10 protein-coding genes are annotated in these 14,377 nt (G+C 52.6%); all 10 read left to right on the top strand.

Translation table 11 applies throughout. The features are described from left to right. Nucleotides 1–11 precede the first annotated feature (11 nt). Entirely contained in the window at nucleotides 12–740 is a 729-nt protein-coding gene (gene pyrH, locus ACL02P_RS07910; RefSeq protein WP_009223039.1) for a UMP kinase, read from the top strand. Then, nucleotides 740–1,294, top strand: coding sequence for a ribosome recycling factor (gene frr / locus ACL02P_RS07905; protein WP_009223040.1), 555 nt, complete (start codon nucleotides 740–742; stop codon nucleotides 1,292–1,294). Before pyrH ends, frr begins: the two co-directional genes overlap by 1 nt. A 71-nt stretch (nucleotides 1,295–1,365) precedes the next feature. Continuing rightward, nucleotides 1,366–2,133 (top strand): isoprenyl transferase, encoded by a 768-nt coding sequence (locus tag ACL02P_RS07900; protein WP_412837063.1) that lies wholly within the window; start codon nucleotides 1,366–1,368, stop codon nucleotides 2,131–2,133. Nucleotides 2,134–2,152: 19 nt separating this feature from the next. Beyond that, entirely contained in the window at nucleotides 2,153–2,950 is a 798-nt protein-coding gene (locus tag ACL02P_RS07895; protein ID WP_009223042.1) for a phosphatidate cytidylyltransferase, read from the top strand. A gap of 865 nt (nucleotides 2,951–3,815) precedes the next feature. Further along, on the top strand, nucleotides 3,816–4,955 hold the full coding sequence (locus tag ACL02P_RS07890) for a 1-deoxy-D-xylulose-5-phosphate reductoisomerase (protein WP_412837062.1): 1,140 nt from the start codon (nucleotides 3,816–3,818) through the stop codon (nucleotides 4,953–4,955). A gap of 140 nt (nucleotides 4,956–5,095) precedes the next feature. After that, on the top strand, nucleotides 5,096–6,370 hold the full coding sequence (gene rseP, locus ACL02P_RS07885) for an RIP metalloprotease RseP (RefSeq protein WP_127576470.1): 1,275 nt from the start codon (nucleotides 5,096–5,098) through the stop codon (nucleotides 6,368–6,370). A 75-nt stretch (nucleotides 6,371–6,445) separates the two neighbouring features. Then, on the top strand, nucleotides 6,446–7,897 hold the full coding sequence (gene proS / locus ACL02P_RS07880; RefSeq protein WP_009223045.1) for a proline--tRNA ligase: 1,452 nt from the start codon (nucleotides 6,446–6,448) through the stop codon (nucleotides 7,895–7,897). A gap of 186 nt (nucleotides 7,898–8,083) precedes the next feature. Next, nucleotides 8,084–12,400 (top strand): PolC-type DNA polymerase III, encoded by a 4,317-nt coding sequence (locus tag ACL02P_RS07875; RefSeq protein WP_339302082.1) that lies wholly within the window; start codon nucleotides 8,084–8,086, stop codon nucleotides 12,398–12,400. A 373-nt stretch (nucleotides 12,401–12,773) separates the two neighbouring features. Beyond that, nucleotides 12,774–13,235 (top strand): ribosome maturation factor RimP, encoded by a 462-nt coding sequence (gene rimP, locus ACL02P_RS07870; protein WP_009223047.1) that lies wholly within the window; start codon nucleotides 12,774–12,776, stop codon nucleotides 13,233–13,235. A gap of 41 nt (nucleotides 13,236–13,276) precedes the next feature. Further along, a complete protein-coding gene (nusA, locus tag ACL02P_RS07865) occupies nucleotides 13,277–14,374 on the top strand; it encodes a transcription termination factor NusA (protein WP_009223048.1) in 1,098 nt (365 codons plus the stop codon). Nucleotides 14,375–14,377 lie beyond the last annotated feature (3 nt).

Raw genomic sequence — 14,377 nt, 5'->3', positions numbered from 1 at the left:
GAGGTATACATTTGGAACAGCCAGTGTTTAAACGTGTTGTCTTAAAGGTTAGCGGGGAGTCATTAGCCGGTCAAAATGGTTACGGCATCGACGCCGATACGATCGCATCCATTGCCCAACAGGTGAAGGAAGTCGTAGAGCTGGGCGTACAGGTCGCCATCGTATGCGGCGGCGGCAACATTTGGCGCGGGATTGCCGGGAGTGCCAAAGGGATCGACCGCGCAACGGCGGATTATATGGGAATGCTCGCGACCGTGATGAATTCCCTGGCACTGCAGGACGCGCTGGAGCAAATCGAGGTGCCAACCCGGGTGCAAACCTCGATTGCGATGCAGCAAATTGCCGAACCTTATATCCGGCGTCGGGCGATCCGCCACTTGGAGAAGGGTCGGGTTGTGATTTTCGCGGCGGGTACGGGCAATCCGTTCTTTTCCACGGACACTACAGCAGCGCTGCGCGCGGCTGAAATTGAGGCGGAAGTCATCCTGATGGCGAAGAACAAGGTGGATGGCGTCTACTCCGCAGATCCGTTTGTAGATCCAAACGCGGTGAAGTACGAATCTCTCACGTATTTGGATGTGCTGAACAAGAACCTTGGTGTCATGGATTCTACGGCGTCCTCGCTGTGCATGGACAATGATATTCCGTTGATTGTTTTTGCGATTACTGAACAAGGGAACATTAAACGCGTCGTGCTCGGTGAAAAAATCGGGACGATCGTCAAAGGGAGTGTAGATTAATGCCGCAAACGATTAAGAAACATGCCGAAGAACGCATGGAGAAAGCGATTCAGGCGCTGAGAAGAGATCTTTCGACGCTGCGCGCCGGTAGAGCTACGCCTTCGCTGCTTGATCGCATTCAGGTTGATTATTACGGTTCGCCGACGCCAATCAACCAGTTGGCCAATATCAACACGCCGGATTCCCGGACGTTGCTGATCCAGCCTTGGGACAAATCGTCGCTATCGGAAATTGAGCGGGCGATTCAAAAATCGGATCTCGGATTAACGCCTGCAAACGATGGTTCGTCCATTCGCTTGACGATTCCAGCCTTAACGGAAGAACGTCGGATCGAGCTCGTGAAGATGACGAAGAAATTTGGTGAGGAAGCAAAGGTGGCGATCCGCAACATTCGCCGCGATGCGAACGACGACATCAAGAAGCTGGAGAAAACCGACATTTCCGAGGATGAATCGCGCCGGCATCAGGAAGACATTCAGAAAACAACGGATAAATTTATCGCGGAAGTGGATAAGGTCCTCGCTGCGAAAGAAAAAGAGATCATGGAAGTCTAAGAGACAAAAAGCGGCCCCTCCTATTACGGTGGGGTTTTGTCTCTTTTTCATCATCGGCTGGAGGAAAAGGAATGATCAAGTTATTTCAACCTTGGCGGAAAAAGAAAAATCCTGGGGCATCCGTCAGCCTGTCCCCGGACAATATCCCGAAACATGTTGCGATTATTATGGACGGGAACGGAAGATGGGCGCGCAGGCTTGGTATGCCGCGAATCGTCGGCCATCGATCGGGGATGAAAGCCGTCAAGCGGGCGACGATCGCTGCCGACGAACTTGGCATTTCCATTTTGACGCTGTATGCTTTCTCAACGGAAAATTGGAAACGGCCGAAGGATGAAGTGGACTATTTGATGTCGCTTCCGCAGGAGTTTCTGGCGATCGAGCTGGATGAATTGGTTGAAAAGAACGTCCAGGTTCGCATGATGGGACATACGGATGAGCTGCCCGCGCATACGATTGCGGCAATGGAGGAAGCGATTGAGCGGACGAAGCACAATACCGGCTTGATCTTGAATTTTGCTTTGAATTACGGCAGCCGTCGCGAAATTACGGAAAGCGTCAAGGGTATCGCGAAGGCTGTACAATCCGGGGAGCTGTCGGTGGAGGACATTACGCCGGATACGATTGAATCCCGGCTGTTGTCCGCCGGGTTGCCTGATCCGGATTTGCTGATTCGGACGAGCGGAGAACTGCGATTAAGTAATTTTATGTTATGGCAAACGGCGTATAGTGAGCTTTGGTTCACGGATATTTTCTGGCCTGATTTCAGCAAGGAGCATTTGGTTCAAGCGGTGGCGGAGTATCAACGCCGCACGCGGCGGTACGGTGGATTAACCTAGCGATGGAAGGTGTAGACTGGTGAAACAGCGGTTGATAACGGGGATCATTGCCGGCGGCTTTTTCCTCGGAATGTGCTGGCTTGGCGGAACTCTCTATCATGTACTCATCATGCTTATGGCGCTCATCGGATATTACGAATTCGTACGCATGACGCGCATCCCAGCGTTCCAGGGCACGGCCATCCTGGGCTATTTAGGCGTGGTTTATCTTGCGTTTCCGTGGCGGCTGCTTGAGATCGACAGACCGCTGAGCGATTCGGCGGTATTGTGGCTATTCATGCTGCTCTTCCTGGCGGTGACCGTGATCAGTAAGAACGAGATCCCAATCGGTCAGGTCGCCTTGCTCTATATAGGTATGGTTTATGTCGGCATCGGATTTGCGGCGATTGCGGAAACTCGCAATACGACCGATGGTCACGGCTTATTCTGGACGTTTCTGATGCTGGCGTCGATCTGGAGCAGTGATGCGGGCGCTTATTTTGCCGGGCGGCGGTTCGGGAAGCATAAGCTTTGGCCTGCGATCAGTCCGAACAAAACCGTCGAAGGGGCGCTGGGCGGCGTTTTGCTGGCGGTCATCGTTGCGGTGATCTTTGCGCTCGCTTCCGGCGGGTTGCTTACGGTCGGACGAGCCGTGCTGATCGGGATATCTGCCGCAGTCGTCGGCCAATTTGGCGACCTGATCCAATCGGCGTACAAGCGCGTATATGGCATCAAGGATTCCGGCAAGCTGTTGCCGGGTCATGGCGGGATTTTGGACCGGTGCGACAGTTGGATTACGGTGTTCCCGTTCATACATATCCTAACCCTTCTTCCTTAGTAAGGTGGATTTAAAATCGGCTTCCCATCACGAAGTGAACTCAGGGGTGCGGAATCGGCGTCGAATCTTGAATTCAGCCGGGCCTTCCGTTGCTCACGTACCCCCATGTACGCTGCGCTACTCAGTCCCTAGCTTCATCCAACCTTCTTGGTGCTGAAAACCCGATTTTAAATCTTTTATTGAACTGGTGGATTTAAAATCGGCTTCCCATCACGAAGTGAACTCAGGGGTGCGGAATCGGCGTCGAATCTTGAATTCAGCCGGGCCTTCCGTTGCTCACGTACCCCCATGTACGCTGCGCTACTCAGTCCCTAGCTTCATCCAACCTTCTTGGTGCTGAAAACCCGATTTTAAATCTTTTATTGAACTGGTGGATTTAAAATCGGCTTCCCATCACGAAGTGAACTCAGGGGTGCGGAATCGGCGTCGAATCTTGAATTCAGCCGGGCCTTCCGTTGCTCACGTACCCCCATGTACGCTGCGCTACTCAGTCCCTAGCTTCATCCAACCTTCTTGGTGCTGAAAACCCGATTTTAAATCTTTTATTGAACTGGTGGATTTAAAATCGGCTTCCCATCACGAAGTGAACTCAGGGGTGCGGAATCGGCGTCGAATCTTGAATTCAGCCGGGCCTTCCGCTGCTTGGTGCTGAGTAGCCGGGCTAACGGACACCAGAGACCTTATTGAAGTAACAAAAAAGGGTTTGAAAAGCTAATGGACCTCAGTGACCTTATTTGGGTAAAAGACACTAAGTCAGATGCATTAGATCGCAAATAAAGCCCCTGGAGTCCGTTACAGCGGGAAATGATCGGGAAATTGATGAATAACGGCCCTACGGTCCGTTAAAAGGTAGGTAGGTGCAACAATGAAGAAAATCGCGTTGATTGGCTCGACCGGTTCCATCGGCACGCAAACGCTGGATGTGATCCGGGCGTATCCCGGGGAGTTTCGGCTGGAAGGATTGGCGGCGGGCAGCAATCTGGAGTTGTTTGCTAAACAAGTCCATGAGTTTCGGCCTCGTAAAGCCTCCGTTGCCACCAAACAATTGGCTGACCGGATTCGTCCGGAGCTGCCGGAAGGCGTGGAGCTCTACTATGGCGAGCAAGGGTTGATCGAAGTGGCAGCGGGAACCGATGCCGATACGGTTGTGACGGCCATTGTCGGCAGCGCAGGGCTGCCCGCGACACTTGCGGCAATCGAGGAAGGCAAGCACATTGCGTTGGCGAACAAGGAAACGCTGGTGACGGCCGGGCACCTGGTCACAGAGCTGGCACAGCGCAAAGGAGTCGCGCTGCTTCCGGTCGACAGCGAGCACTCAGCCATTTTCCAATGCCTGAACGGTGAAAACAAGCAAGAAGTTCGTCAAATTACGTTGACGGCTTCCGGCGGTTCATTCCGGGATCTGACGCGAAATCAGCTTCGGGATGTCACGGTAGAGGACGCCTTAAAGCATCCCAACTGGTCGATGGGCGCTAAAATTACTATCGACTCGGCCACGATGGTCAACAAAGGATTGGAAGTCATCGAAGCGCACTGGTTGTTTGGGCTTCCCTTTGAGCAAATCGGGGTCTTACTGCACCCGGAAAGCATCATCCACTCCTTCGTTGAATATCGTGACGGCAGCGTGATCGCCCAGTTAGGGACACCGGACATGCGCGTGCCGATCCAATATGCGCTGACCTATCCGCATCGCTGGCCATCGGCGGCGAAACGGTTGTCGTTGGCCGAGATCGGGAAGCTGCATTTTCGGGAGATGGACTTCGAGCGGTTCCCTTGTTTAAGACTTGCCTATGAGTGTGGTAAAATAGGAGGTACGGCAACCAGCGTTTACAATGCCGCGAATGAAGTGGCAGTCGCCCGCTTTTTGAAAGGGGAGATTCCTTTCTTGCAGATCGAGGCGATTATTGAAACGGCGTTAGCCAAACATGAGGTACAGTCCCATCCGGATCTGGAAACGATTCGCGAAGCGGATCGTTGGGCAAGAGCCCTTGCTGAGACGCTTTAATCGCGGTGAGGCTTTCGCACCATTAGAAGAACCTCGTGATCAAAAGCTGTAGGCGGCGGTATTCTCTTGTGCCTGATCGGAGAATATATTAATCTAAAGTAACGTTGGACGATCCGTGGCCAGAAGGGGGATGCTTACGCTTGGAATTGCTGAAAATCATATTTTTGACGGTGCTCATGTTTTTCGTCATCGTTACGGTGCATGAATGGGGACATTACTTCTTTGCGAAGCGTGCTGGCATTTTGGTACGGGAGTTCGCCATCGGGTTTGGCCCCAAGCTGCTGTCTTTTAAACGGGGTGAGACCCAGTTTACCTTGCGTTTGCTTCCTTTCGGCGGTTATGCGCGTATGGCGGGGGAAGATCCGGAGCTGATCCAGATTTCAGACGGACAAACCATCGCCTTGCGTCTGGAGAACGATCAGGTTCGGAAGATTTATCTGGACCGATTGGACAGTCGTAAAAACGTAATCCGCGGCGAAGTGCAGCACATCGACCTTGAGGACGATCTTGCGGTACGATTGGATGTGGACGGCGAAGCGCTCACCTACCGCGTGCATCCGCAAGCCATGCTGGTGGCGAAAGGCAAAGAGACGCAAATTGCGCCGAGAGACCGGCAGTACGGCAGCAAAACCGTAGGGCAGCGGGCTCTATCGATTTTCGCGGGTCCTTTGATGAACTTTATTTTGGCGTTTGTGCTGTTCGCCCTGCATACCCAAATGGCGGGGATTCCGTTGGATCAACCCAGCCACCTGCAAATCGGCGAGGTGATGAAAGGCATGCCGGCTGAGGAAGTAGGGCTCAAAACGGGCGATATCATCGAAAAGATCAACGGAACTCCGGTAGGAACCGATGCGAATAAAATGATCGACATGATCCAGGCTTCGAAAAACAAGCCGATGACGTGGACGATTAAACGCGGGGACGAAACTTTGAATGTCACCATTACCCCGAAAGGGGCGGAGAATGAGGACGGCAAAATCGGAAGCACGATCGTCACCGTTTTCCCGACGCGCAGCGCGTCCATTGGAGAGACGTTCCAAGTCGCCGGGGAGGACATGGTCAACACGACGAAGGCGATCTTTCTCGGGTTCAAACAGTTGATCAATCGCTTTAACATGGATGATCTGGGCGGACCGGTGCGCACATTTGAAGTGACCGGCCAAATCGCGAAGCAAGGGATTGTTCAGTTAACCTATTGGGCGGCGATTTTAAGCCTCTATTTGGGGATCTTTAACCTGCTGCCGATCCCGGCGCTCGACGGAAGTCGTCTGATCTTCCTAGGGGTCGAAGCCTTGCGCGGCAAACCGATTGATCCCAACCGCGAAGGTATGGTACATTTCATCGGATTTGCGATGTTATTCCTGCTGATGATTGCGGTCACGTATAACGACATTTTGCGCTTGATTCACGGCTGATCTAAGACGGATACGCAGCTGACGGCGCAGGTGAATATTAAACTTGTGGTTTTTAACGGGAGGACAAAGGTTCTTATGGCAAACGAGGAGAAACAATTCGTCACGGAGATTACCCCGCAGGGAGTGGATTTTTCCCGTTGGTATATCGACGTTATCAAAAAAGCGGATCTGATGGATTACTCACCGGTCCGCGGCTGTATCGTATTTAAGCCGGACGGCTATGAAATCTGGGAGCATATCCAAGCCGAGCTGGACCGCCGCTTTAAGGAAACTGGACATCGCAACGCTTATTTTCCGCTGTTTATTCCCGAGAGCTTTTTCCAGAAGGAAAAAGAGCACGTTGAAGGCTTTAACCCAGAACTGCCTTGGGTGACCGAGGCTGCCGGTGAGAAGCTGGAGGAGCGTCTGGCGATCCGTCCGACCTCTGAAACGATGATTGGGCATATGTACGAAAAATGGATCCAATCCTACCGTGATTTGCCGGTGCTGATCAACCAATGGGCGAACGTGGTCCGTTGGGAGAAACGGACGCTGCCATTCCTCCGCACGAGCGAATTCCTGTGGCAGGAAGGCCATACTGCGCACGAGAACGAGCAGGAAGCCCGCGAAGAAACGATGCGCATGCTGGAAATTTACCGCGATTTCGTGGAAAATTATTTGGCGATTCCGGTTATCGTTGGGCAAAAAACGCCGTCCGAGAAGTTCGCCGGGGCGGTCGATACCTATTCGATCGAAGCGATGATGAAGGACGGCCGCGCTGTACAGGCAGGGACTTCGCACTATCTGGGCACTAATTTTGCGAAGGCGTTTGATATTCAATATCTCAACCGCGAGAACGTACGCGAATATGTTCATACGACGTCTTGGGGCGTCAGCACCCGGTTAATCGGCTCGCTTATCATGGTGCACGGCGATGACCGCGGGTTGGCGTTACCGCCGAAGGTCGCGCCGAAGCAGGTTATGATTATTCCAATCGGCCCGCCAAAAACTTGGGAAGCCGTCGTAGGCAGAGCGGACGAGCTGTTCGCCGAGCTGAAGAAAGCGGGCATTCGCGTTGGCATTGATGACCGCGCCGACTTCCGCCCAGGCTGGAAGTTTAACGAATACGAAATGCGCGGTGTACCGGTTCGTCTGGAAATTGGGCCTCGCGATATGGAGAACGGCGTTTGCGTCCTTGTCTCCCGCATCAGCGGCGAGAAGAAGGTAGTTCAACAGGACCGATTGGTCGAAGAGGTTCAGGCAATGCTGGAGCAGGTTCATCAGGAAATGTACGAGCGGGCCAAAGCGTTCCGCGAAGAGCATTTCTACAGTGTCGATACGCTGGATGAAATGAAAGCGAGCATCGAAGAGAAACGCGGCTTCACCCTGGCTGGATGGTGCGGTTCGGAGGCTTGCGAACGCACGGTGAAGGAAGAAACGGGGGCAACCAGCCGCAATATCCCATTTAATCCTCAAACGACGAAGGATACCTGCCTCGTTTGCGGGGATCCAGCGAAACATACCGTTGTTTTTGCCAGAGCCTATTAAGAATAACTTTCGCGTTACCGTCCCGCTAGAGTTTGGGGAAGCTGGGGACGCGGGCGAATGGCACAACCACAAGAGGGCTTTCGGCAGTAAGGCGCCTGCAGGCTTATCACGCCGCCGGCATCACCGCCGGGAGCCTTTTTTTTGAATCATGGGAAGAAGTCAGCAAGCAAGGTGAGGGGAGAGGACATGACCGAGACGCAAGACAAGAGAAACCGGCTGGAGCTGTTAATGAAGCAGGCGGATGTGCCCGCTTCGCTGATCGATCCGTATTTTCTTGACGGGCATATCGAAAAAGTAGAGGTCAGCCGCAGCAATCGGGAATGGAGAATCACCATTCAGAAGGACACGCTGGTGCCAGCTCAAGCCTACCGCACCTTTTGCCTGCGGGTCAGAGAACGGATGGAGCATATCGCCACCATTTCCTTTGAGTTTCATTACGGCGGCGGGTTGACCGCCAAAGACATCGTTGAAGAGTATTGGCCGCTCTTTCTCGAATGGGTGAAACGCCAGATTCCGTCGGTCAACGGCTGGATGGCAAGAGCCGGGCTGGATATCGACGGCGATATGGTCACTGTGACGTTTGGCGACGCCATGGCGCTGGAATTGGCGCGCAAGAAACAGATCGACAAAGCCATCACCGTTTATTACGAGACGTATTTTGCCCTGCCGTTAAGAATCAAGCTACAAACTGGGGAGTCGAACGTCGAAGCGTTTGAAGAGTTCCAGCAGCGGATCGTAGAGGAAGAACGCGAAGTCATTCAACAGATGATGGAGAGCATGACTGTGGAAGCTCCTCCGGAAGAAGAGGATGGTGAAGTGATCAAGCTGCAGCTTGGGAACGACATCAAGGAGCCGCCGGTACCGATTCAGCAAATCCAGGACGAAGAGAAGAAGATTACGATTCAAGGGACGATTTTTGGACTGGACCGCAAGGAGCTGCGAAACGGCAACACGTTGTTTACGTTTTTCCTGACCGATTTCTCCGATTCCCTGCAGCTGAAATTGTTCGCCAAAAATAAAGAAGATCTGAAGATCATGGGGCAACTCGCCAACGGGAAGTGGATTAAGGCGCGAGGCAAAGTGGAGATGGACCGCTTTATGCCGGTACCCGAGCTGGTGATGATTCCATCGGATCTATGTGAGGTGCCTGCACCTCCGGGACGGATGGATAACGCGTCGGAGAAGCGGGTTGAGTTCCATCTGCACACAACCATGAGTACGATGGACGCCGTCACGCCGATTGGCGATTATGTGAAGATGGCGGCAAAGTGGGGACATAAAGCGATCGCCGTTACGGACCACGGCGGCGTGCAAAGCTTCCCGGACGCAGCGAAGGCTGCGAAGAAGCATGGCATCAAGATGATTTACGGCGTAGAAGCCAATGTCGTGAACGATGATGTTGCTGTCGTGCTGAACCCGAGAGGGGACGAGTTGAAGACGGCGACCTACGTTGTTTTTGACATCGAGACCACCGGCTTGTCGGTAACGCAGAACAAAATTATTGAAATTGCGGCCGTGAAGATGCGGGAAGGCAAAGAGATCGACCGGTATGCGACCTTTGTGAATCCGCATGAACGGATCCCGTACCATATTCAACAGTTGACCAATATCAACGATGACATGGTGAAGGATGCGCCTGATGTGGAGCCGGTGCTCAAACGGTTCGTGGAGTTCGCCGAGGATGCGATTTTGGTGGCCCATAACGCCCGGTTTGACTATGACTTTGTTAATGCTAAGCTCAAGGAGCTGGGTCTGCCAATCATGGAAAACCCGGTGCTTGATACACTGGAGCTGGCCCGGATGCTGTTCCCGACGATGAAAAATCACAGACTGAACACTCTGGCTGCCAAGTACAAGGTTTCGCTGGAGAACCACCACCGGGCGATCGATGATACCGTGGCGCTGGGTGAGATCTTAAACGGTCTGCTGGATGATGCGGTCAAGATTGAAGGATACAAGACGCTTGACCGTTTGAACGATAAGGTCGGGAAAGACTTGTCCAATGCCCGTCCGTTCCATTGCGGCATTTATGCACTGAATCCGGTCGGCAAGAAAAACCTGTTTAAGCTCATCTCGTTGTCGCATACGGAATATTTCAAGCGGGTGCCTTGTATTCCCAAATCCAAGCTGGTGGAGCTGCGGGAAGGTCTGCTGATTCTCTCCGGCTGCGAGAAGGGCGAATTCTTCGAGACCGTATTGAACAAATCGGTGGAGGAAGCCGAAGCGGTTGCAGAATTTTACGATGTGCTCGAAATTCAGCCGCTGACGATGTATATGCATCTCGTAGAAAAAGGGCTCGTCGGCAGCACGGAAGAACTGCAAACTGCGATTCGCAAAATCGTAGAGATCGGGATGAAGCTGGACAAGCCGGTTGTTGCCACCGGGAATGTGCACTACTTAGATCCGAAAGACAAGCTGTTCCGTGACATTACGATCCACGGGATCACCGGGTTCAGCCCGTTGAAGGAAGTCCGCAAGCCGGATGCGCATTTCCGGACAACGGAGGAGATGCTGGAGGAATTCGCGTTCCTGGGCCAGGAGAAAGCTTGGGAAGTGGTGGTTACCAATACTTCGGCGTTGGCGGATAGATTCGAGGAAATTGAATTGTTCCCGGACAAGCTGTTTACTCCGATCATTGAAGGAGCCGACGAGGAAATCCGTCAGAAGTGCTACGATACCGCCAAATCGATTTACGGCGAAGAATTGCCTGAAGTAATTGTGAAGCGGTTGGAGAAAGAGCTGGAGCCGATTATCAAATACGGGTTCTCGGCCAACTATCTGATTTCCGAGCGGCTGGTGAAGAAGTCGAACCAAGACGGGTATCTCGTGGGTTCCCGGGGTTCGGTCGGTTCGTCGGTGGTCGCGCTGTTCCTCGGGATTTCCGAGGTGAATCCGCTGCCGGCTCATTATATCTGTCAAAATCCCGAATGCAAATATAGCGAATGGTTCCTGGACGGCAGCGTGCCCAGCGGCTTCGACCTTCCCGACAAAAGCTGCCCGAAATGCGGCGGCAAGCTGAAGGGCGAAGGCCAGGACATTCCGTTCGAGACATTCCTGGGCTTTAAAGGCGACAAGGTCCCCGATATTGACCTTAACTTCTCCGGTGAATATCAACCGGTCGCCCATAACTATACCAAGGTCCTGTTCGGTGAAAAGAACGTATTCCGTGCAGGAACCATCGGTACGGTTGCGGAGAAAACCGCGTTTGGCTTTGCCAAGAAATACGAAGAAGAGCATAACAAGCATTGGCGCGGGGCGGAGCTGAACCGTCTGGCGGCGGGATGTACCGGCGTCAAGCGCAGTACCGGGCAGCATCCCGGCGGGATCGTCGTCGTACCGGATTACATTGATGTGGAAGATATCACTCCCGTACAGTACCCGGCCGATGATACCGAATCCGAATGGAAAACAACCCATTTCGATTACCACGCCTTCGACGCGAACCTGCTCAAGCTGGATATTCTGGGGCACGATGATCCGACGATGATGCGGATGCTGCAGGATTTGACCGGGGTCGATCCAACGACGATCCCCATGAATGACCCGAAAGTGATGAGCATGTTCAACTCAACGGATGCCCTCGGGGTTACACCGGAACAGATCCGTACCCCGGTTGCCACTTATGGGATCCCGGAGATGGGGACGAAGTTTGTTCGCCAGATGCTGGTGGAATCGCAGCCGTCTTCCTTTGCTGACTTACTGCAAATCTCCGGGCTGTCACACGGAACCGGCGTATGGCTGGGGAATGCTCAGGAATTGATCAAAAACGGAACCTGTAACATCAAAACCGTAATCGGGTGTCGTGACGATATCATGTTGTACCTGATTTATAAAGCGGGGATGGATGCCGGCTTGGCCTTTAAAATTACGGAGAGCGTCCGTAAAGGGAAAGGGTTGACGCCGGAATGGATCGAGGAAATGAAAAAGTGTAAAGTACCGCAATGGTACATCGATTCCTGCTTGAAGATCCAGTACATGTTCCCGAAGGCGCACGCCGCTGCCTACGTTATCTCCGCGGTGCGGACCGCATATTTCAAGCTGTATTATCCGATCGAATATTATGCGACGTATTTCTCGGTCCGCGGTGAGGACTTTGATATCGAGCTGTACTGCCAAGGGTATGAGGCGATCTACCGCAAAATTGAAGAGATCGAGCAGAAGGGCTTCCAGGCGCTGCCGAAGGAGAAGAACATGCTGCCGATCTTGGAAATGGCGCTGGAAATGACGGCCCGCGGCTTCCATTTCAAGCCGATCGACCTGTATCGCTCCGACGCTACGAAGTTTATCGTCGACGGCGATTCGCTGATTCCGCCGTTCTCGGCCCTTGCCGGGATTGGGGAGAACGCGGCCAAGAATATCGCTGCAGCGAAAGAGCAAGGCGAATTTCTGTCGATCGAGGACTTCCAGCAGAAATCCAAAGCGAGCAAAACGATCATGGAGCTCCTAGGTTCCATGGGCTGCTTCCGCGGCCTGCCGGAAAGCAATCAATTGTCCTTATTTTAATCTAGCCTCGTGATCCGAAGATGGCTTTTTAAGCTACTGGTTTATTGAAGGTTTAAAAAGACAGGTTTGGAGCACCAAGAAGGTTGGACGAAGTCAGGACTGAGTAGCGGAGCGTACAAAGAGGTACGTGAGCAACGGAGGGCCGGGCTGAGTTCAAGATTCGACGTCGAATAAACTTCTCGTATTTGCTTCGTGATCCGAAGATGGCTTTTTAAACTACCTTTAGGAGTAAAGGTGTTTTACTTGTCACTTGGTATGTACTATGTTATAATTTTTTTGGCAATCATGAAGATAGAACCGTTGTTTAAAGAGTGGGGAAACCCACTCTTTAATCTTTGGTATATAGGATTGAATTATTGGAGGTAATGTACGCTTGAGCACACCAAAGATCAAAGCGACCGTCGAGCAAATGGTCACGCCTTATTTGGAGGAGAACGGCTTTGAACTGGTTGACGTGGAATACGTCAAGGAGGGCAGCAACTGGTTCCTCCGCGTATTTGTCGACAAAGAAGGTGGCATCGACATCGATGACTGCGGCCGGATCAGCGAATACCTTAGCGAGAAGCTCGACGAGAATGATCCGATTCCGTCGGCTTATTTTCTGGAAGTGTCTTCGCCGGGAGCGGAACGCCCCTTGAAGAAAGCCGAGGATGTCTCCAAGGCGGTCGGCAAAGACGTTTTTGTGACTACATACGAACCGGTAGACGGCCTGAAAGAATTTGAAGGCCGGCTTCTTTCCTTCGATGGGGACGAATTAGTTGTCGAAGTCGGGAAGAAGCGTCACGCCATTCCATATAACAAAGTTGCCAGCGCAAGATTGGCCATTATTTTCTAGTGTGACCTGCGGGGAATTATGAAAGGGGGAAATCGAGGCAAATGAGCATGGATTTTATCGAAGCCTTGAACGAATTGGAAAGGGAAAAAGGAATCAGCAAGGACATCTTGTTCGAAGCGATCGAAGCCGCGCTGATCTCCAGCTACAAACGTAACTTTAATACGGCGCAAAACGTGCGTGTGGATATGAACCGCCATACCGGCGAAATCAAAGTTTATGCGCGCAAGCTTGTCGTAGAAGAAGTCCTTGATCCGCGGACGGAAATTTCACTGCAGGCAGCCCGTGAGATTAATCCAAACTATCATCTGGACGACATTACTGAAATTGAGGTGACTCCTCGGGACTTCGGTCGGATCGCGGCACAAACGGCGAAGCAAGTCGTGACGCAGCGCATTCGCGAGGCCGAGCGCGGACTGATCTATAATGCGTTCGTGGAGAAGGAAGAGGACATCGTAACCGGGATCGTACAACGTCAGGACTTACGTAACATCTACGTTGATCTTGGCAAGGTGGAAGCCCATTTGCCGCTGAACGAATTGATGCCAAACGAGAAGTTCAAGCACGGCGACCGGATTAAGGCGTATATTACGAAAGTGGAAAATACGACGAAGGGACCGCAAATTTTGTTGTCCCGTACGCATCCGGGCTTGCTGAAGCGCTTGTTCGAGCTGGAGGTTCCGGAAATTTTCGACGGAGTCGTGGAGATTCGTTCCGTAGCCCGCGAAGCCGGCTTCCGCTCCAAAATCGCCGTATACTCCCGCAACAGCGAAGTGGATCCTGTTGGCTCCTGCGTTGGCCCGAAGGGCACGCGTGTGCAAACGATTGTTAACGAGCTGCGCGGAGAGAAAATTGACATCGTTCGTTATTCGGAAAATGTTGAGGAATATGTAGCCAATGCGCTGAGCCCGTCCAAAGTGCTCGAGGTGCAGGTGTTTGAAGCGGAGAAGATGGCCCGCGTCATCGTGCCGGATTACCAGTTGTCTCTGGCGATTGGCATTAAAGGACAGAACGCGCGTCTCGCCGCCAAATTGACCGGTTGGAAAATCGACATCAAGAGCGAAACCCAAGCGGAAGAGGAATTCGGCAGAGAAAAAACCGATCAAGGCGAAATGCCTCAGGATTCCATCTCCGTGGATTAACGG

It is taken from the genome of Paenibacillus sp. MB22_1 (assembly GCF_047200555.1).
Lineage (GTDB): Bacteria > Bacillota > Bacilli > Paenibacillales > Paenibacillaceae > Fontibacillus > Fontibacillus phoenicis.
Note: the sequence above shows the minus strand (reverse complement) of the source record. Positions and strands in the feature narration are given on the sequence as shown.

Coding starts and splice junctions, on each gene's coding strand:
- ACL02P_RS07900 (WP_412837063.1), top strand. CDS start 1,366: ATGATCAAGTTATTTCAACCTTGGCGGAAAAAGAAAAATCCTGGGGCA.
- nusA (WP_009223048.1), top strand. CDS start 13,277: ATGAGCATGGATTTTATCGAAGCCTTGAACGAATTGGAAAGGGAAAAA.
- proS (WP_009223045.1), top strand. CDS start 6,446: ATGGCAAACGAGGAGAAACAATTCGTCACGGAGATTACCCCGCAGGGA.
- ACL02P_RS07875 (WP_339302082.1), top strand. CDS start 8,084: ATGACCGAGACGCAAGACAAGAGAAACCGGCTGGAGCTGTTAATGAAG.
- frr (WP_009223040.1), top strand. CDS start 740: ATGCCGCAAACGATTAAGAAACATGCCGAAGAACGCATGGAGAAAGCG.
- ACL02P_RS07890 (WP_412837062.1), top strand. CDS start 3,816: ATGAAGAAAATCGCGTTGATTGGCTCGACCGGTTCCATCGGCACGCAA.